The organism is Arthrobacter sp. zg-Y238 (assembly GCF_024385525.1).
Classification (GTDB): Bacteria; Actinomycetota; Actinomycetes; order Actinomycetales; family Micrococcaceae; genus Arthrobacter_B; species Arthrobacter_B jinronghuae.
Window position 1 is genome coordinate 1 of the sequence record NZ_JANFLU010000011.1, and the last position, 18,189, is coordinate 18,189.

Sequence of the window (18,189 nt, forward strand, 5' to 3'; positions counted from 1 at the left end):
ACACCAGCACCTGGACGGACACGACTTCAAACGGTCCGTCAAAGTATAAAGGGTGTTGTAGATCATGCTGCTTGCGTCCACTATGTGGTTCCCGGACAACAACCGTTGGTTGCTGTGCCTGGAACACGAACCATTGCCCCTTTGTCCAGGGGGCGGGTTCACATTTTTACCGCACTGCCCGGCACCCCTCATTGGGTGGTTCCGGGGGAGTGTTGTAACCATTGTTTTCCCCTCCCGCCTTTGGTGGGTGCGGGTAGAAGGGTTACGGCGGTCATAGCGTGGGGGAAACGCCCGGTCCCATTCCGAACCCGGAAGCTAAGACCCACAGCGCCGATGGTACTGCATCCGGGAGGATGTGGGAGAGTAGGTCACCGCCGGACAATATTTGAAGAGGTTGAGCCCGTACCAGTGTTGGTACGGGCTCTCCTTGTTTAAGCGCCGCCGTACGTTGTGGCTGCCGGCCGCTCAGCAGCAGGCCGGGTCCCGGTAGGCTGGAAAGCATGAGCCCATCCCTGTTTTCCCACGCCCCCGACCCGGATCCGAAGGACGCGGAGCAAGGCACGTCCGTTCCGGACGTAGTGGCGGTGCGGCAGATCCCCCGAGACGCCGAAGAAGCGTTCAACGGCTTCACCGATTACCTGCACCTATGGTGGCCGGAGGACCTTACGGACTTCGGTGAAGGTACACACGCTGAGTTTGAGGGCGGCGTCCTCACCGAGACAGGACCCGACGGTGAAACCGCCGTCTGGGCCACAGTACGCACCCGGGAACCGGACACGTTGCTGGAACTGGACTGGGTGGCTGGCCGGAATCCGCGGATCCCTACGGATATACGCGTCGACTTTTCCCCGGCTGATGACGGTTCCACGCTGGTGACACTCCGTCACTCAGGCCTTAACCGGCTACCCGACGCGGCTCAGGAATATGAGCGGCTGCAAAGGGAATGGCCCCAGATCCTGGACCGCTACGCTCGCTTTATGGGGGCGCGGTAGTCTGCTGGCATGTCTCTGGATGCCCTGCACGACCTCACCCTTACTGGCCCCAACCTGCTGGTCGAGACAGCGCCGGAGGTATTAGCTGCCTATGCCACCGACCAGGGGCCGGTACTGGCCTATATAGAGCCGTTGGCCGTCGTCTGGCCCACCAGCGTGGCGGACGTGCAGCTGGTGCTGCGCTGGGCCTCTGCAACGGGCACCGCCGTGGTACCCCGCGGCGCCGGTACAGGAGTCTCGGGCGGGGCCCACGCTACGGGCGGATGCATCATCCTCTGCCTGGACCGAATGAACCGCATTCTAGAGATCAATGCGCAGGATGAAGTGGCCGTCGTCGAGCCCGGCGTGATCAACGCGGACCTGAACGCAGCGGCGGCGGCCCACGGGTTGATGTACGCGCCGGATCCCGCCAGCTACCTGACCTCAACGATCGGCGGGAATGTGGCCACTAACGCCGGCGGTCTCCGCTGCGCCAAGTACGGGGTTACCCGTGACTCCGTCCTGGCACTCGACGTCGTTTTGGCCGATGGCACCCTCATCAGCACTGGTCGGCGCACCTTCAAGGGAGTAGCCGGCTACGACCTCACCAGCCTCTTCACGGGGTCGGAAGGCACGCTGGGCATCATCGTCGGCATCACCGTACGGCTGAGGTACCTGCCGGTGGAGATCCGAACCATTGCGGCCTTCTTCCCTGATTTTCCGACGGCGGCCGCGGGCGTGCTGGCCGTGGGTGCCGCCCGCGTACAGCCGGCCATTATGGAGCTGCTGGACGGTGCCACCCTGACCGCCCTGGACGAAGCCCACGGCAGCGACCTTCGTGCCCGTGGTGACGCGCTGCTACTGATCCAGACGGATGGTTTCGGTGCCGGAGCCGAGGCCGACGTCGTACGCAGCGTGCTCAGTGAACTGGGTGGAACGGTGAGTACGGAAGGGGCGGCCGAGGCCGAACGGCTGGTTGAACTGCGCCGGCACAGCCGCGGAGACGCGGTGCCGGACCAGCTGCGCGTGGGGGAGGATGTCGCCGTCCCCCGCTCCGCGCTGGTGCGGTATGTCGCGGAGCTGGAACGGATGGCGAGGCAGTACCGGGTCAACCTCAAGGTGGTGGCCCATGCCGGCGACGGCAACCTGCACCCTACCTTTTGGGTGCAGGCTGCCGACAACGGCGGACGCGAACGGTTGGACGCCGCACTGGACGAGTCCATCGCCGTTGCGCTGACAATGGGCGGAACCATTACCGGCGAACACGGAGTTGGCCAGTTCAAGCTGCACTGGCTGCCGCAGGAGCAGCGGGCCGAGGTGCTCGAGCTGCAGCGCAGGGTGAAAGCAGTGTTCGATCCAGCGGGCATCCTCAACCCCGGGAAAGCCATTCCCGGGGAGCCGCACTAGTCCAGGCGCATCCAGACGGTGCGGTTGGGTCGGAGCCGGTCACCCTCGAGAGCATCAGCAGCGCTGCCCACCAGCAACGGCAGATCGGGCAGCTGAACCGGTGCATCCCCCATGTTCATGGCCACCAGCACGCCCTCATTAACAAAGGCAACCAGCCCGTCGTCGTCGTGCTCCGGCCACCACGCCAGTGAACCGTTGCCCAGATCAAGCTCGCGGCGCAGATCAAGAGCGCGGCGGTAGAGGTTCAGGGTCGAGTCGGGGTTGCGCTGCTCGATATCCCGGGAATACCGGCCCCAAATAGGCGGCTGCGGCAGCCAGCTCTCACCCGTAGAACTGAAACCGTAACTGGGCAGGTTCGCCTTCCAGGGCAGGGGCACCCGGTTTCCGTCCCTGCCTACCCGGACACCTGCGGTGCGGTGGAAGGTGGGATCCTGGCGGAACTCGTCCGGAAGCATTGTGTGGTCCGGCAGGCCCAACTCCTCCCCTTGGTAGAGGTAGACGCCGCCGGGCAGGGCCAGCATCAGCAAGGTGGCGGCGCGGGCACGGGCGAGGCCGAGCTCAAGGTTGGGCTGTTCGTCCCGCGGTCCGAGGCCGTCCCCGGAGCGTGGACCGGCTCCGGTCAGGCCGAAGCGGCTGGTGTGCCGGACAACGTCGTGGTTGGACAGCACCCAGGTGGTGGGTGCCCCGACGCGGTCGAAGGCGCGCAGAGAGGACTCGATGACGTGCCGCAGGGCCGGGGCATGCCAGGGGTGGTGCAGGTAGGCGAAGTTGAACGTCTGGTGCATTTCGTCGGACCGGACCCAGTCGCTCAGCCGCTCGATCGGGTCGATGGTCGCTTCGGCGCAGAGCACCCGGTCCCCGTCGTAGGAGTCCAGGATTTTCCGCCAGGACCGGAAGATGTCGTGGATGCCGGGCTGGCCGAACATGGGAGCCGCGGAGCCGGGGAATCCTTCGGAGGAGGATCCGTCCGCGCGTCCGCCCCAGTCGGGGAGCCCGGATTTCTTGATCAATGCGTGGGCGACGTCCACGCGGAACCCGCCGACGCCGCGGTCCAGCCAGAACCGCAGGATCTTTTCGAATTCGGCGTGCACGGCAGGGCTGTCCCAGTTGAAGTCCGGCTGGGAGGTGTCGAAGAGGTGCAGATACCACTGTCCGGGGGTGCCGTCGGGTTCGGTGGTGCGGGTCCAGGCGGGGCCGCCGAAGTGGGACTGCCAGTTGTTGGGCGGATTCTCCCCGTGCTCTCCGGCGCCGTCGCGGAAGACGAACAGCTCCCGTTCCGGGGAACCGGCGGGGGAGGCCAGGGCTTTGCGGAACAGGGGGTGCTGGTCAGAGCAGTGGTTGGGGACCAGATCCACGATGACGCGGATGTTGTGCCGGGAGGCTTCGGCGACTAGGGCGTCGAAGTCCTCCAGGGTGCCGAAGAGGGGATCCACTGAGCAGTAGTCGGCGACGTCGTAGCCGGCGTCTTTCTGCGGGGAGCGGTAGAACGGGGAGAGCCAGATGGCGTCGATGTCGAGTTCGGCCAGGGCGGGGATCTCGGCGGTGATGCCGGGCAGGTCCCCGACTCCGTCTCCGCGCAGGTCGCGGAACGAACGCGGGTAGATCTGGTAGATCACCGAGGACCGCCACCACTCACGGCCGGCGGACGGCTCATGCACGGGGACCAACCTCGTCAGGCTGGAAGCGGTAGTCAGTTGTTCAACCATTCAGGGCGTCATCCTTCGCGCAGAGTTCTTAGACTTACAGTTCCATTTAACGACGTCGGCTTCTGCTAGGTTGGCGGTGGCCGCGCAGATCACATGAGATTCTCGTCACGCCCCCACGGGAAGGGGGAACGTTCCGGGGGAACGGATGGTACGGCTCGGCTTGGATGTATAGGATTGCCGTAGGTCACACCGACTTCGCGTAGTTGAATGGGCACGAATGGACACCCAATCGACTCCGCCAACCACTTCATCTTCAGGGGGAATACCGCGTGTCAGAGAACCGACCAGAATGGCAGACCGGCGGCGACCCGGCAGCCACAAACGATAGTACATCGGACAGCGGACAGTACGGCGCGCCCCCGTCGGCGCCGTCCGCCTACCCAGGGTCCCCGCAGAACGAAACGGGAAATACTGCCTATCCGTCCTACGGCCAGCAGCCTGAAGCGCCGTCTTACGGACAGCAGCCTGTGTACCCGGGTGCCGGCCAGCAGCCGGCCTACCCGGGTTCCGGCCAGGAAGCTTCGGCCTACGGCCAGCAGCCTGGTTACCCGGCCTACGGACAGGACGCCTACGCCCAGCCGCGGCCGAACCCCGGACAGGCCATGGGCATCGCCGGCCTCATCACGTCCTTCTTCTTCTCCATCGTGGGCCTGGTGCTGAGCATTGTGGGCCTGAACCAGTCACGCAAGGCGGGCATGAGCAACGTCCCCGCTGTGATCGGCATTATCGTCGGCGGATTGGGGACCCTCTTCGGGATCCTCTTCTTTATTCTCATCATGATTGGGATCGCGGCCGACAGCGGCTCCAGCTACTGACCGCAACCACGGCACGTCCGGAGGAGCCCCGACCCTAGGTCGGGGCTCCTCCTGCGTCCAGGATCTCCATGGTCCGGGTATCGGTGCTAAGCAGGATCGCAGCTTCGTCACGCCGGTGGCGGAGGATGGTATCCATGTACGACTGCACCGCCTCGGCCATGGGCACGTTGCGGTTGGCTTTTTCAGACATGTACCAGCGGTGCTCCAGGACCTCGTGCACCACCTCGGCAGCCTCGAGCTTGCTGCCCAGATCCCGCGGCACGGCTTTGACTATCGGTTCGAAGACCTGCGTGACCCACAGATGTGCGCTGAGCTCTTCGTCGAGTTCCGGGTGGTTGGTCGCCCGGTAGGAGTCCAGGTCATTAAGCAGCCGGCGGGCCTGGTTCTCCTGGGCATCGATGCCGGTCAGGCGCAGCAGTCGGCGTTGGTGATGGCCGGCGTCGACCACCTTGGGCTGCAACTGGACCTGCGTCCCGTCGGGGGTGGTGCTGATGCTGAGCTCGTCGACGTCGAACCCCAGGTCATTCAGGCGCCGGATGCGCGCATCGACACGCCAGCGATCGGCCATCCCGAAGGATTCCCGCTCGGTCAGTTCGGCCCAGAGACCGCGGTAGCTGTCCATGATCCGTTCGCTGGTGGCCAGCGGATCCACGGACTCCTCGACCAGGCCGCCCTCGGCCAGGTCCATCAGTTCTCCGGCAATGTTCACCCGGGCGATTTCCAGGTCGTATTCGCGCTGGCCGTTGGACAACTCCGGGTAGAGCTCTCCGGTTTCCGCATCCACCAGGTAGGCGGCAAAGGCGCCGGCGTCGCGGCGGAAGAGTGTGTTGGACAGGGACACATCGCCCCAGTAAAAACCGGCCAGGTGCAGGCGGACCAACAAGAGCGCCTGGGCATCGATCAGCCGCGTTAACGTGACTTCGCGCAGGGTCTGGGAGAAGACGGCACGGTAGGGAAGCGAGAAGCGCAGGTGCCGGGTGACCAGTACCGGCTGCAGCTCTTCACCCGCCGGATCCATGCGTCCGGTGATGACCGCCACCGGAGCCACCGCGGGGACATTCAGGCGACGAAGCTTGCGCAGCATGTGGTATTCCTGCCGCGCCACGTGTTCGCTGGTTTCCTTGATGGCAATGAGCGAATCGCCCAGCCGGGCGAAGCGGACAACGTGACGGGAAATTCCGCGGGGGAGTGCGGCCAGGTTCTCCTTGGGCCATTCCTCCAGCGGAATGTGCCACGGCAGGTCCAGCAGGGCCGGGTCCATGGACGCGGCCGTGATGTTCAGCGACCCGAGTGTGTTGATGCGGTTGGTCGAGGAGCGTGTGGTGCGGGGCAGTTTGCCGGTCTGCTCCCAGTCCGTGGGTTCGTTCTGCCAGTTCGCAGGTACGGAGTCTGTCATCGGCGAAAGCCCTTACGTCTCAAGCATGCGTTAACGAAAAAGCGGTGGCTCCCCACCCCAAGAGTTTAGTTGAGCAGGGGAGCCACCGCATGTCGTTCCGGCCGGGTTACGCCTGTTCCGCCAGCCGTTCCCCGTTGGAGGTATCGAACAGGTGTACGTGGCCCTTCTGCGGGCGGACGTGGAGCGTGTCACCCTTCATCGGAGGACGCCGGCCGTCAACGCGGACCACCATGTCATGGTCCTTGCCGTCGATGGTGCTGTGGCCGTAAACGTACGCATCGGCTCCCAGTTCCTCGACCACGTCCACTTCAACGCGCAGGCCCTCGCCCTCGGGCACGGTTTCCATGTCTTCGGGGCGGACACCCAGCGTGACGGTGTTGCCTGCGGCGGCGCCCAGCACCGAGCTCTCCACCGGGTACACGGCCCCGCCGAACGCTACGCCTCCGTCCACCACCGGAAGCTCGAGCAGGTTCATCGCAGGGGAGCCAATGAATCCGGCCACGAAAACGTTCCGCGGGTGGTCGTAGAGGTTGCGCGGGGTGTCGACCTGCTGCAGGACGCCGTCCTTGAGCACTGCCACGCGGTCGCCCATGGTCATGGCTTCCACCTGGTCGTGGGTGACGTACACCGTGGTGACTCCGAGCCGCCGGGTCAGGGAAGCAATCTGGGTGCGGGTCTGCACACGCAGCTTGGCATCCAGGTTGGAGAGCGGTTCATCCATCAGGAAGACCTGCGGGTTACGCACAATCGCGCGGCCCATGGCAACGCGCTGGCGCTGACCGCCGGAGAGCGCCTTCGGCTTGCGGTCCAGATAGTCTTCGAGGTCCAGCAGCTTCGCGGCCTCGCGGACGCGTTCCATGCGCTCTTCCTTGCTGATGCCGGCGATCTTCAGGGCAAAGCCCATGTTGTCCGCGACGGACATGTGCGGGTACAGCGCGTAGTTCTGGAAAACCATGGCGATGTCGCGGTCCTTGGGCGGAACATCGGTGACGTCACGGTCGCCGATGAGGATCCGCCCGGAGTTGACGTCTTCAAGCCCTGCGAGCATCCGCAGCGACGTGGATTTTCCGCAGCCCGAGGGGCCGACGAGAACCAGGAATTCGCCGTCGGCGATTTCGAGGCTGAGGTTGTCTACTGCGGGGCGTTCCGTCCCCGGGTAGACGCGTGTTGCCTGGTCAAACGTTACCGTTGCCATGGTGTTTCCCTTCACGGGCAGGTACGTGCCCGACGATCCGTTGTGAATGGAGAGCTATGTAATTGAGTTGATAACCGCTGTGTTGATTACTGCCGGAAGATCTTCTGCGACTGTGACGCGGCTCACGGGGACAGTATTACACACGTTGTCCAGCTGCGAAGGTCTGGCCGCTGCAGGGAGTTATTCAGCGAGGGCGGCGGCGCGCAGCCGTGCAAGTTCTGCGAGTACCGCAGTGAATGCCTCGGGGGAAGCGACCCGGTATGCGGCAGCCGTGCTTCCGTCGCCAACCTTGATGCCGACGTCGCCGGGCTGCAAAGCCTCGAAGCCGCGCTCATCGGTGACGTCGTCGCCGGCGAACAGCACCGCCGTCGCGCCGGTCAGTTGGCGCAGGGCGCGGATGCCTTCGCCCTTGTTGGTGTGGACCACGGAGGCCTCCAGGACGGACTTGCCGTCGGTGACCTGAACGCCCTCAAGCAGGCCGAGTTCCCTCCGCGCTTCCTCAGTGGCGGCGGCAGCGGCAGCCGGTTCGGAGACGCTGCGGGTGTGGAGGACGACGCCGGCCGGCTTGTGTTCCAGCCGGCAGCCGGGGTGCCGGGCGACCACGGATTCCACCGCTGTGCGGGCGCGGGCCAGCAGCTGGGCCTGCTCGGCGGTCAGCTGCAGCGGTTCCTGGTTGGGGCCGGTCCAGGTCTCGGCGCCGTGGCTGCCGATCAGCAGGGTTTCGGGATCCGGGGAGGCAACGGTGCGCAGGCTGTCCAGTGCGCGCCCGGAAATGAACGCGGTGACTGTGTTCGGAAGGGAAGCGAGGGCCCGGACAGCGGCCGCCGATCCGTCCAGCGGGCGGGCATCCTCGGCAAGCTCCACCAACGGGGCGAGCACGCCGTCGAAGTCCAGCGCCACCAGGAGTTTCCCGGTGCCGGCCACGGACTCCAGCGCCGCCTGCAGCTCGGTGTCCAGTGCACTCATGACTGCTCCCGGTCCTGGGTCTGCTGCCGGTCCTCGGTTTGTTCCCGGGCCTGGTCCTGTTCGAGTGCCTCCAGGAAGTTCTGGGACCACCGCTCGACGTCGTTCTGCAGCACCTGCCGGCGCATCAGGCGCATGCGGCGGCTGGCTTCCCTGGCCGGCATGTTTACCGCGGTGAGGATGGCGGCCTTCAGCCCGTCGATGTCGTGCGGGTTGACCAGCACGGCCTGGCGCAGCTGGTCCGCGGCGCCGGTGAACTCGGAGAGGACCAGGGTACCGGTGTTGCCGGTGCGGGCGGCGACGTATTCCTTCGCGACCAGGTTCATGCCGTCGCGCAGAGCGGTGACGAGCATAACGTCGGCCGCTAGGTAGAGCGCCACCATTTCCTCCACCGGATAGCTGTGGTGCAGGTAGCGCAGTGCGGTGTTGGAGATGGTGTCGAAGCTGCCGCTGATCCGGCCGACGGTGCCTTCCACTTCTTCGCGCAGCAGCCGGTACTGTTCCACGCGCTCGCGGGAGGGGCTGGCCACCTGGATCATGGCGGCGTTTTCCACTGTGATCCGGCCGTCTTCGAGGAGTTCGCCGTAGGCCTTGAGCCGGTGGCTGATGCCCTTGGTGTAGTCCAGCCGGTCAACGCCCAGCAGCACCGTGTCCGGGTTGCCCAGTTCGCGGCGGATCTGCTTGGAGCGCTCAATGACGTCTTCGCGCTGTGCCAGCTCGGCGATCTGGCCGGCATCGATGGAGATGGGGAATGCCTCGGCGCGGGAAACGTAGGACAGTCCGTCTTCCGTGGTGACGTTCACCTGCTGCTGGCGGATGGTGTAGCCGGCGAAGCGGCGCACGCAGCGCAGGAAGTTGCTGGCATCGGAGGGGCGCTGGAAGCCGATCAGATCGGCGCCGAGCAGGCCCTCGATGATGTTCCGGCGCCAGGGCAGCTGGGCGAAGATTTCCAGCGGCGGGAAGGGAATGTGGTTGAAGAAACCGATCTTCAGGTCGGGCCGGGCCTGGCGCAGCAGCTGCGGGACCAGCTGCAGCTGGTAGTCCTGGACCCAGACCGTGGCGCCCTTCGAGGCCACGGAAGCGGCGGCGTCGGCAAACCGGCGGTTCACGGTGCGGTAGGCATCCCACCAGGTGCGGTGGAACTCCGGGGCGGCAATCACGTCGTGATAGAGCGGCCACAGCGTCGCGTTGGAGAAGCCCTCGTAATACAGTTCCACTTCGTCGGTGCTCAGCGGCACCGGTTTCAGGTACATATTGTCGTGGTCGAAGGGTTCCACTTCTTCGTCCGGAGATCCGGGCCAGCCTACCCACGCGCCGTCGGCCTTTGCCATCACGGGAGCCAGGGCCGTGACCAGCCCGCCGGGCGAGCGCCGCCAGGTTTCGCCGTCCGGTCCACTAACGCGGTCAACCGGAAGCCGGTTGGACACGACGATAAAATCGAAGTCGCCGTAGCTGTCCGGAGCGTCTTCCTTGGAACTCGGATCCGCGTCAGCGTTCACGAATGGCACCCCTTTTTAGATTGGTCGTATATTGCCACTCTAGCGAAGCGGGGAAACTTTGTACCGCCCGCGGGCGTTGGTCGAAGGGTGGCGGGCGCCGTTCCCCCTACACTGGTGATGAGCTGAGCGGCCCCGGAAACGTGGCCGGCGTTGAGAGACATGAGGAAATATGACTGACCGGAACCCCAAGCCGACCAAGGCGGAACGCACTGCTGCTGCCCGCGAGCAGGCGCGCGCACTGCGCGAGGCCCAGCAGAAGAAGGAGCGGCGCAACCGTCTCCTGGTGATCTGGGGTGTTGTGGTGGCCATCGTGGCGGTCATCGCGATTGTGGGCGTGATTGTGTTTAACAGCATGGCCAAGGACGTGGCGAACACCGGCACTTCGCCGGCAAACGCCAACCAGTACGGCGGGTTTACCCTGACGTCGACCACCGCGCTGGAGCCCACGGAGACCTTCGACTTCGACACGGAGACGCTGCCGGCGGCACCGGAGGAAGCCGCAGAAGAGACTCCGATTCCGCCGGGGGTTGAAGCTGCGCCGGAGGGTGAGCCGGTCCAGGTGGTGGAATACGTGGACATCAACTGCGTGCACTGCGCGGACTTCGCCGCGACCTACGATGATCAGATCTCCCAGTGGCTGGATGCGGGCGAGATCACCTACGAATACCGCACCGTTGCATTCCTGGACCGTAACTCGGCCACCAATTACTCCTCCCGCGGAGCCAACGCTGCGGCATGCGTGGCGGACCAGAGCCCTGAGTCCTACTGGGACTTCATGAAGGCCATCTTCGCTCAGCACGCCGCCGGTGAAGTGAAGAACGCCGAGCTGGTGGACATGGCCGAGTCCGTGGGCGCCGACACCGAGGGCATGGAGGACTGCATCGACGACGGCACCTACCGTCCGTTCGTGAAGTACGCGGACCAGCTGGCCCGGGTGGACGGCATCAACGGCACCCCGACGGCCTTCGTCAACGGCGAGGAAGCGGACCTGAACGCCTTCGTGGAAACGGTCCAGGGCGCCATCGACGCCAACAAGTAAGCCTGACTTGGCCCGGCGTCCGTTCCCCGTGAAACCTTTCCGGTTTCACGGGGGCGGGCGCTCTGGGCTAATCTTGTCTAGCGCTGTTGTTCACACCCGTTTGTTCGGGCGGACGACGGCGGCGTGACTGGCTTGGACTTTTAGGCCGCCAGCCACGCCCCCTTAGCTCAGTTGGCCAGAGCACCTGTCTTGTAAACAGGGGGTCGCCGGTTCGAATCCGGCAGGGGGCTCCACGAAAACCCCTCCTGATTAGGCATAACGCCTGATCAGGAGGGGTTTTTCTTTGGGCTGCCGGCGATGCGACCGAGGTTCCGGACGCAGCAATCAGTGGAAACCGGTTCCTGATCCTGTTCCTGGCGGAATTTTGCACTTGAAGCGGAGGCGCCGGACCTGCCGGGACAAACGCGGCGGCCGCAGCCTACCCTTGCTACGGGGGTGAGGCAGAAGTGCTCAAGAAATGGATCAATGACTGGCGGTTCACGCGGGTCCTGACAATCGTCGCGCCTGTGGCCATGACCGTCTGGTTCTTCGGCGGCGCACCTGGCCCGGCCGTCGGTTTCTTTGCGCTGGGTGCCTCCTACGGGGTCCTTCTGTTCAGGGTGGTTTCGCTGTCCGTGCGCGCTTCAATGGTGATGGGCGGGGCCTTCACTCTGATCCTCATCGTGATGCTCCGCATGGAAGACATCTCTGGCATCCCAATGGAGGGCCCGGCGCTCATGGGATTCATCGCAGGCGGCATTGCCGGCGGACACCGGTGGTCCGGGAAGAAGGCCGGATCTGAAATCAGGCGCAAGCGGGAGCGTACCGCCGACGGCGGCTACACGGGCGGGTGGCAACTGGCGCTGATCAACGCAGCCTCCGCAGCCGTGCTGCTCGGTGCGCCCACAGCCATGCTCCTTGACGGTGTCACGGTGCAGACCCTCGCCGTGTCCCTGGCCATCGGTTTCGTCGGCGGGTGGGCGCTGGTTCGCTTTGTGAAGTCGTTCCAAACCCGGTTCATAATTCTCATTGCCATGTTCTTCGCCTTCATACCTGCACTGATCCTGGCCGGTTTCATTGGCTACGTAGACGCCGTATTCACCGGGCTGTTCGGCTTCCTCGCAGGCAGTTTGATCGGCGGCAGGTACTGGTGGGGCCCGCGGTTCGGCGCACCGCGCCCTCCATTCGCCGGCAAAACCAAGCGGCGGCGAAAGCGGAAGCGGAAGGCGAAGACTACTTCCTCAAAGCGCCCCGTCGAACTGTCGAAGGTGACTGCCTAAGGCGTCCGCCTAGATCGAAGCGAAGACCCACCAATTCCGCGGTTAATTGTCACGAGAAAATCCGCTGACCCGGCTGTTTTTCTTCGCCATAGCGGCACTGTCGAATTCATAGAGAATGTCTTCAGCCCGGCAGGAACAAAAAACGTGTTATTCTCCCAATTAATCAATCACGGGTTTCTACCCCCATGCCGAAACCCTATCCACGCTATCCCTTTTTTAGTGAACGATTCCGGTCGCAAATACTGTGGCACGGTCGTAGTTTCGGCATTCGGTAGAACTGGCGAATTCCAGATTTTGCCGGCTTTCCAGCCATAGGCAGTCCCCAAAGGCGCATGTTCATCTTGTGCGCCTGCCGGAGCATGCAAAGCGATCAATAAGCTGCACGGATTTCTCTCCGTCGTCCGGGATAAATCGTCAGGTTCGTTCACCGTCATTGACCCGAGCACCACCCGAAAGGACTCCCCGTGAGCTTCATTCCCAGGCCTGGCATCAAATCCGCCAAGGCTCTCACCGCCGTGCTGATGTCCGGCGCTCTGCTCTTCGGTGCGGGTGCTGTCCCCGCCTCGGCCACCGAGAATCAGACCTCCAATGCCGGAGACTCAGCGCTGCGGCCTGCCGCAGCTGCCGGCTTGCCGTTCAGCGACATCACGTGGGAGACGCAGTTCGCGGCGGAAATCGTGTGGGTTTCACGTAGCGGCATCTCCACAGGATGGCCTGATCACACATACCGACCGCTGCAGCCGGTGTCCCGCGAGGCAATGGCCGCCTTCATGCACCGCCTCGACGCGCTGAAGGGGGAGAAGGACGGTCTCGCCGATGCCTCTTTCGCGTTCTCCGATGTGGCCAACTCACAGTTCAAGGGTGAGATCGGGTGGCTGCTGGCTTCAGGCGTTACGACGGGCTACCCCGACAAAACCTTCCGCCCGGGCAATCCCGTAAACCGCGATGCCATGGCCGCTTACCTCTACCGGATGGCCGGCTATCCCGAGTTCACGCCGCCGAAGCAGTCACCCTTCGCCGATGTCAGCACGGACAACCAGTTCTACCGGGAAATCTCCTGGCTCGCCTCTACAGGCATCTCCACCGGCTGGGAGCAGCCCAACGGCACCCGGACGTTCGGTCCGGTGCAGCCGGTGAACCGCGACGCGATGGCGGCCTTCATGTATCGCTTTGCAGAAAAGGGATACGTCCCCAAGCAGTAGGCATTGAGGGAACGGCCACCGGGCTAAAAATCCGGTGGCCGTTCTTGTTTAGAGCCACTGTTGTCGGAGATGACTCAACCCCGGTCAGGCCACCTCGCCGACCACCCATATGATGGAAAAGCAGAATCAGTGCGCACGTATTAGGAGTCTCCAATGGTTATGCCCCGGAACCTGTTCCTCGTCCGGCATGGACAGAGCGAAGCAAACGTTATGCAAAGGGCAGCCAAGGCCGGGGACCCGAGCCTCTACAACGAAGAGACCATGACGGTCCCGGACCGCTCGTGGCGGCTCACGGAACTCGGGGTCCAGCAGGCCAAGGTCGCCGGGGCATGGATCGCCCGGCAGAACATAGAATTCGACCGCGCCATGGTCTCCGTTTACACCCGGACCCGCGAAACCGCCGCGCACCTCGGGCTGGACGTGCGCTGGGAAGAGAACCGGGTGATCCGCGAGCGTTCCTGGGGCGAAATCGGCTCCATGTCGAAGCAGGACTTCGCGCAGAAGTACTCGCAGAACGCCGCCTACCGCGAGAGCGATCCGTTGTACTGGGCTCCGCCCGCCGGCGAATCCATTGCCAATGTCGCCGAAAACCGGGTGCGGAACATCCTGAGCACCCTGCACCGCGAAAACGCCCGCGACAACGTCCTCCTGGTGACCCACGGTGAATTCATGTGGGCCACGCGCCTGGTGCTGGAGCGGTGGAGCGACGAGGAGTTCCTGGAACGGGACGCGGACAAAGAGCAGATGATCCACAACTGCACCGTCCTGCAGTACACCAGCACCGATCCGGCCAACCGGAACAACGTCCGCGAAAAGCTCAACTGGGTCCGCCGCTGCTGGCCGGTTCAGGTCGACGGCGAGTGGACCATGTTCGTCGGCGATTGGGAAGAGTTCGATCGGAAGTACTTCACCAGGGAGGATCTCCTGGAGCGGGCCGAAGCAAACCGGCATTTCCTCGAGGGTGCGTTCGGAAGCTGAACAGGTCCAACCGGCTTCCGCCCCTTAAATTCATTTATCTGCAATACTCGCCGTATGGGTGCATGGGGGAGTGGCATTTTTGCCAATGACACGGCGGCGGACATTCGCGGGGAATACCGCGAACATCTCGAGGACCAGATTCCGGACGAGGAAGCGACGCGCCTGGTCATCGAATCGTTCGGTTATATGCTGCGCGAGGACAACGCTGCCGAGTTGTGGGTGACGCTCGCGGCGGCGCAGTCCCAGGTGGGCAGGCTCGACGACGAGGTGAAAGCCGCCGCGCTTGATGTGATCGATCAGGGCAGCGGCCTCGAGGAGTGGGAGGAAGAGGGCCCGGAGGAACTCGCCGAACGTGTGGCGGCCCTCCAGGAACTGCGGAACCAGCTCACCGGGCCGCAACCGGCCCGAATGAAGCTCAACCGGCGGTAGCCCGCCTGGGCGAGCCAGCAGCAGCGGCTCCGGACAGGACCTACGGCGTCCAACCAACCGTGTACCCCACGCTGACCCCGGGCTGCGGATCCGGGCCGCCCGGACCGAAGCCCGCACCGCCGTCGTCGCCGTCGCCTCCGGAACCGTCTCCGCCGGCGCCCAACAGGCTTCGGGTCAGCGCCTCTCCTTGGCCCAACAGTTCCTCGGCCGCAGCGGCCAGATGGGAATCGCCGGGTTTCTCACCGGCATCTACGGCCCGAAGCACGGCGCGGCGCACCAACTCCCGGGCAAAGGACGCTGTCGCGCCTTCGGACTGCTCGGCCGCGGACTGCAGCGCGGCATCGGAGAACACCCCGGCGGGAGCATAGAGTTCCAGCAGCCGGACCCGGTTCTCGACGCCGGGCAGCGGGATCCGGACGGCAAGGTCCACCCGACCGGGCCGCTGCACCAGTGCCCGTTCGAGCGCCTCGGCGCGGTTGGTGGTCATCAGGAACACGACGTCGGCGTCCGCGTCCAACCCGTCCAGTGCGTCCAGAACCTCAAAGAGCAGCGGCTGCGGGCCGTGGCCCATGTTCCGGTCCTCGGCCACCAGGTCAATGTCCTCGAGAATCACCATGGACGGCGCCATGGCACGGGCCAGCCGTGCGGCCTCACCCACCATGTGCAGCGAATTTCCGGCCAGCAGCACCGCCGTCGTACCCTCGCTGGCGCTGAGCAGGTGGCGCACGGTATGGGTTTCTCCGGTGCCGGGAGGGCCATAGAGCAAGACGCCGCGTTTCAGGTGCTGTCCATGCTCCCGCAGCACCTCCCGGTTCGCCGCGATGCCGAGCACATGGCGCCGCACGCGGTCGAGCACTTCACCCGGCAGAATCACTTCCTCCGCCGGCAACGACGGGCGGGCAAGGAACGTGACACCGGCGCCCTGCTGGCCGTACGGATCGAAGGCGAAAGAGACAACCTGGCCGCGCAGGATGCTGTTGGTGCGCAATTCTTCCTGCAGCTCAGCCAGGAAGCCCACGGCCGCTTCACGGTTCCGGCCGAGCACCGCCACGTCCGCTCCCGAACGTCCGTACTGGGGGTTGGCAGCGCGCTGCAGCACGGCAAGCGGAACACCTTCGTAGGCGAACAACCGCAGCCCCAAGGCCACCACCTCACGGGTACTGTCCGGCCCGACGGCGAGGTTCACGAAATCGGGCTGGCCGACCCCCACGGGTCCGTACCCTTCCTGGACGATGTCGGCCAGGGATTGATGCTGGCGCTGCTGCCCGCCGCCCACCCCGATGAGCCGGGCCCCGGGATCCCGTCCGGCGATCTTCTCCATGGAAATGTCCAGGTCCGCGAACCGGTGAACGGGAACATCCTGCGACACGATGGGCACCTCGGACGCGGGCACGCCGATGTGCTCCGTCAACACGTCAATGATGCGTTCCCTGCCGTCGTTTTGTGCCAAGTGCTCCCGTGAGAGTTCGATCGCGCGGTTGAAGTTGCTAAGGAATGCCCCGAGTTTTTCATCCATGCGGGCAGAGCCTAGCACCGGCGCAAAAAGGCGGTGCCTCCCCGGGAGGCACCGCCTTCAGTGTGTTGCAGAACTGCTTAGTACGGCTGCTTGAGCATTTTGTGCTGCCGGTACTGGCTCATCGCTTGGAAGTACTGCGGCGACGGCTTCCGGAACAGCATTGCCGTTGCGATAACCAGGGCCAGGACTGCCCACCAACCCAGCAGGCCAATATTGGTGATCAGGGTCAGCACTGAGATCCCTGTGTAAACGGCAAGCAGGATCCGGGCCCAGTTATGGCCTTTGCGGATGAAAATAGCGGCAACCAGAGTGATGGCGAGGCAGATGATGCCCAGAACCACCAGGATCATGACACCTGCCATGGGGACATCGGGGCCGGCTGCGTTCGCCAGGAGGATTCCGGCGGGAACGCTCAGAACGGTCAGGCCCAGAATGACCATCAGCAGCGTGAAAGCGGAATCCACCTGCTTCGGCCGCTGCGGCGGTACCAGAGGACCGGCCGGAGCGCCTGTCTGAGCGTAGGGAGCGCCTGCCTGTGCGAAGGGCGGACCTGCCTGAGCGTAGGGAGCGCCTGCCTGTGCGAAGGGCGGTCCCGCCTGTGCGTAGGGAGGACCTGCCTGCGGAACGGGAGGCGCTGCCGGCCCGGGCGGAGTCTGGCCTCCGGGATACGCATTTGAGTTGTGGCTGTTGTTGTTGTTGGCGCCCTGCGGCACTTGTTCGGACATGCTTCCCCCATAAAAGCCGGCTGATCCACGGCGGATTTGCCGCAGTACCTGCCAGCATAGGCGGCGGTGAACGAACTATGAAAAAGCTGCACGGAAAAGGGCCCTGCAGCTGCCGAGTGGCAGCTGCAGGGCCCTTTGCGGCCGGGGCCCGGTGGTCAGCCCACCAATTACAGCCGCGCCGAATACGAGGACTGCGCACCCTCGCGGGTAGCGGCCAATGCGCCGGCGCGCGCCGCAAACTCGGCAGCCTGGACCAGCGAATCACCGGCGGCAAGCCGGGCAGCAGTACCGGCGGTGAATGCGTCCCCGCAGCCGGTGGTGTCCACCGCGGTCACCCGGGTGGGAGCGACGGCAGCAACACGGTCCGCACCGGCAGCGGTGCCGTCCAGTACGACGGCGCCCTCTCCGCCGAGCGTGATGATGGTACGGCGCACGCCCAGGCGGGCCAGGGAAGCGATGACCCGTTCCCAGTCCGACGCCGGATCGGCCAGTCCCGTGACCAGCGCCGCTTCGTGGGCGTTGAGCAGCAGGACATCGGTCAAGGCGAGCAGTTCGGCGGGAACCTCCCGGTACGGCGAGAGATTCAGCAGCACCTGGGCGCCGGCGTCGTGCCCTGCCTGCGCTGCGGCGGCCACCGCTTCGAGCGGAACCTCCAAGCTCAGGCAGAGCACTGCGGCATCGTCGAACAGGTCCGCCGGGAGGTCGGCGCCGGTGACCGTGCCGTTGGCGCCGGGGGAGACGATGATGGTGTTCTCCCCGGCAGCGTCCACCACGATCATCGCGGTGCCCGTCGCTGTGCCGGTGCGGCGCAGGACGCGGGAGGCGTCTACGCCGGCGTCGGCTGCTGCCTTCAGCAGCAGATCACCGTGCCCGTCGGCGCCCACGGCACCGAAGAGCCGCACCTCGGCACCCAGCAGGGCAGCGGCAGCGGCCTGGTTGGCGCTCTTGCCGCCCGGGACAATGACCAGTTCCGATCCGTTCAGGGTTTCCCCGGGGGAGGGGAAACGGTCGGTGCGGACGGTCAGATCGGCATTAAGCGAGCCGACAACTACAACTTTTCCGGCGGACATGCAGTGATTCTCCTAGGGT

Annotated in this window: 16 protein-coding genes, 1 tRNA gene and 1 rRNA gene; 10 read left to right on the forward strand and 8 right to left on the reverse strand. The window is 64.9% G+C overall.

What is annotated here, in order from left to right:
• Window positions 1-263 precede the first annotated feature (263 nt).
• The 3 genes from rrf to NNX38_RS11815 all read left to right on the forward strand — a co-directional run bounded on the left by rrf (window position 264) and on the right by NNX38_RS11815 (window position 2,378).
• Window positions 264-380: ribosomal RNA gene (rrf, locus tag NNX38_RS11805) — 5S ribosomal RNA — on the forward strand.
• Between the two features lie 120 nt (window positions 381-500).
• On the forward strand, window positions 501-992 hold the full coding sequence (locus NNX38_RS11810) for a hypothetical protein (RefSeq protein WP_255798179.1): 492 nt from the start codon (window positions 501-503) through the stop codon (window positions 990-992).
• Between the two features lie 9 nt (window positions 993-1,001).
• Window positions 1,002-2,378, forward strand: a complete 1,377-nt coding sequence (locus NNX38_RS11815) for an FAD-binding oxidoreductase (RefSeq protein ID WP_255798180.1) — start codon at window positions 1,002-1,004, stop codon at window positions 2,376-2,378.
• Here NNX38_RS11815 and NNX38_RS11820 read toward each other — a convergent pair.
• Window positions 2,375-4,084 (reverse strand): glycoside hydrolase family 13 protein, encoded by a 1,710-nt coding sequence (locus NNX38_RS11820; RefSeq protein ID WP_255798181.1) that lies wholly within the window; start codon window positions 4,082-4,084, stop codon window positions 2,375-2,377. The genes NNX38_RS11815 and NNX38_RS11820 overlap by 4 nt on opposite strands.
• A gap of 269 nt (window positions 4,085-4,353) precedes the next feature.
• Here NNX38_RS11820 and NNX38_RS11825 point away from each other — a divergent pair, with 269 nt between their 5' ends.
• Complete coding sequence (locus tag NNX38_RS11825) at window positions 4,354-4,899, forward strand: DUF4190 domain-containing protein (protein ID WP_255798182.1); 546 nt, start codon at window positions 4,354-4,356, stop codon at window positions 4,897-4,899.
• Window positions 4,900-4,933: 34 nt separating this feature from the next.
• On the opposite strand, the gene NNX38_RS11830 is transcribed toward NNX38_RS11825, so the two are convergent.
• The 4 genes from NNX38_RS11830 to NNX38_RS11845 form a co-directional block, all read right to left on the reverse strand.
• A complete protein-coding gene (locus tag NNX38_RS11830; protein WP_255798183.1) occupies window positions 4,934-6,295 on the reverse strand; it encodes a DUF4032 domain-containing protein in 1,362 nt (453 codons plus the stop codon).
• Between the two features lie 106 nt (window positions 6,296-6,401).
• On the reverse strand, window positions 6,402-7,490 hold the full coding sequence (locus NNX38_RS11835) for an ABC transporter ATP-binding protein (protein WP_255798184.1): 1,089 nt from the start codon (window positions 7,488-7,490) through the stop codon (window positions 6,402-6,404).
• Between the two features lie 180 nt (window positions 7,491-7,670).
• Window positions 7,671-8,456, reverse strand: a complete 786-nt coding sequence (gene otsB / locus NNX38_RS11840; RefSeq protein ID WP_255798185.1) for a trehalose-phosphatase — start codon at window positions 8,454-8,456, stop codon at window positions 7,671-7,673.
• Window positions 8,453-9,952: a trehalose-6-phosphate synthase gene (locus NNX38_RS11845; RefSeq protein ID WP_255798186.1), complete on the reverse strand. Its 1,500-nt coding sequence runs from the start codon at window positions 9,950-9,952 to the stop codon at window positions 8,453-8,455. Before NNX38_RS11845 ends, otsB begins: the two co-directional genes overlap by 4 nt.
• 169 nt (window positions 9,953-10,121) lie before the next feature.
• Between NNX38_RS11845 and NNX38_RS11850 the strand changes: the two genes are divergently transcribed.
• The 6 genes from NNX38_RS11850 to NNX38_RS11875 all read left to right on the forward strand — a co-directional run bounded on the left by NNX38_RS11850 (window position 10,122) and on the right by NNX38_RS11875 (window position 14,859).
• On the forward strand, window positions 10,122-10,991 hold the full coding sequence (locus tag NNX38_RS11850; RefSeq protein WP_255798187.1) for a thioredoxin domain-containing protein: 870 nt from the start codon (window positions 10,122-10,124) through the stop codon (window positions 10,989-10,991).
• A 156-nt stretch (window positions 10,992-11,147) separates the two neighbouring features.
• Window positions 11,148-11,224: transfer RNA gene (locus NNX38_RS11855), tRNA-Thr, on the forward strand.
• A 213-nt stretch (window positions 11,225-11,437) separates the two neighbouring features.
• The gene (locus NNX38_RS11860) at window positions 11,438-12,250 is read left to right on the forward strand and encodes a hypothetical protein (RefSeq protein ID WP_255798188.1); all 813 of its coding nucleotides are present in this window, start codon (window positions 11,438-11,440) and stop codon (window positions 12,248-12,250) included.
• Window positions 12,251-12,714: 464 nt separating this feature from the next.
• Entirely contained in the window at window positions 12,715-13,452 is a 738-nt protein-coding gene (locus NNX38_RS11865) for an S-layer homology domain-containing protein (protein WP_255798189.1), read from the forward strand.
• A gap of 153 nt (window positions 13,453-13,605) precedes the next feature.
• Window positions 13,606-14,430, forward strand: a complete 825-nt coding sequence (locus NNX38_RS11870; protein WP_255798190.1) for a histidine phosphatase family protein — start codon at window positions 13,606-13,608, stop codon at window positions 14,428-14,430.
• 54 nt (window positions 14,431-14,484) lie between these two features.
• Window positions 14,485-14,859, forward strand: a complete 375-nt coding sequence (locus NNX38_RS11875) for a DUF4259 domain-containing protein (RefSeq protein ID WP_255798191.1) — start codon at window positions 14,485-14,487, stop codon at window positions 14,857-14,859.
• 40 nt (window positions 14,860-14,899) lie between these two features.
• Here NNX38_RS11875 and NNX38_RS11880 read toward each other — a convergent pair whose 3' ends face one another.
• The 3 genes from NNX38_RS11880 to NNX38_RS11890 form a co-directional block, all read right to left on the reverse strand.
• A complete protein-coding gene (locus NNX38_RS11880; protein WP_255798192.1) occupies window positions 14,900-16,375 on the reverse strand; it encodes an ATP-binding protein in 1,476 nt (491 codons plus the stop codon).
• Window positions 16,376-16,452: 77 nt separating this feature from the next.
• Window positions 16,453-17,100, reverse strand: a complete 648-nt coding sequence (locus tag NNX38_RS11885) for a hypothetical protein (protein ID WP_255798193.1) — start codon at window positions 17,098-17,100, stop codon at window positions 16,453-16,455.
• A gap of 167 nt (window positions 17,101-17,267) precedes the next feature.
• Window positions 17,268-18,170, reverse strand: a complete 903-nt coding sequence (locus tag NNX38_RS11890) for a ribokinase (RefSeq protein WP_255798194.1) — start codon at window positions 18,168-18,170, stop codon at window positions 17,268-17,270.
• Window positions 18,171-18,189: the final 19 nt, after the last annotated feature.

What these genes read in the sequence shown, in the direction of transcription:
- otsB (WP_255798185.1), bottom strand. Translation starts at nt 8,456, where the DNA reads ATGAGTGCACTGGACACCGAGCTGCAGGCGGCGCTGGAGTCCGTGGCC.
- NNX38_RS11870 (WP_255798190.1), top strand. Translation starts at nt 13,606, where the DNA reads ATGGTTATGCCCCGGAACCTGTTCCTCGTCCGGCATGGACAGAGCGAA.
- NNX38_RS11875 (WP_255798191.1), top strand. Translation starts at nt 14,485, where the DNA reads ATGGGTGCATGGGGGAGTGGCATTTTTGCCAATGACACGGCGGCGGAC.
- NNX38_RS11885 (WP_255798193.1), bottom strand. Translation starts at nt 17,100, where the DNA reads ATGTCCGAACAAGTGCCGCAGGGCGCCAACAACAACAACAGCCACAAC.
- NNX38_RS11890 (WP_255798194.1), bottom strand. Translation starts at nt 18,170, where the DNA reads ATGTCCGCCGGAAAAGTTGTAGTTGTCGGCTCGCTTAATGCCGATCTG.
- NNX38_RS11850 (WP_255798187.1), top strand. Translation starts at nt 10,122, where the DNA reads ATGACTGACCGGAACCCCAAGCCGACCAAGGCGGAACGCACTGCTGCT.
- NNX38_RS11820 (WP_255798181.1), bottom strand. Translation starts at nt 4,084, where the DNA reads ATGGTTGAACAACTGACTACCGCTTCCAGCCTGACGAGGTTGGTCCCC.
- NNX38_RS11880 (WP_255798192.1), bottom strand. Translation starts at nt 16,375, where the DNA reads ATGGATGAAAAACTCGGGGCATTCCTTAGCAACTTCAACCGCGCGATC.
- NNX38_RS11815 (WP_255798180.1), top strand. Translation starts at nt 1,002, where the DNA reads ATGTCTCTGGATGCCCTGCACGACCTCACCCTTACTGGCCCCAACCTG.
- NNX38_RS11835 (WP_255798184.1), bottom strand. Translation starts at nt 7,490, where the DNA reads ATGGCAACGGTAACGTTTGACCAGGCAACACGCGTCTACCCGGGGACG.
- NNX38_RS11830 (WP_255798183.1), bottom strand. Translation starts at nt 6,295, where the DNA reads ATGACAGACTCCGTACCTGCGAACTGGCAGAACGAACCCACGGACTGG.
- NNX38_RS11810 (WP_255798179.1), top strand. Translation starts at nt 501, where the DNA reads ATGAGCCCATCCCTGTTTTCCCACGCCCCCGACCCGGATCCGAAGGAC.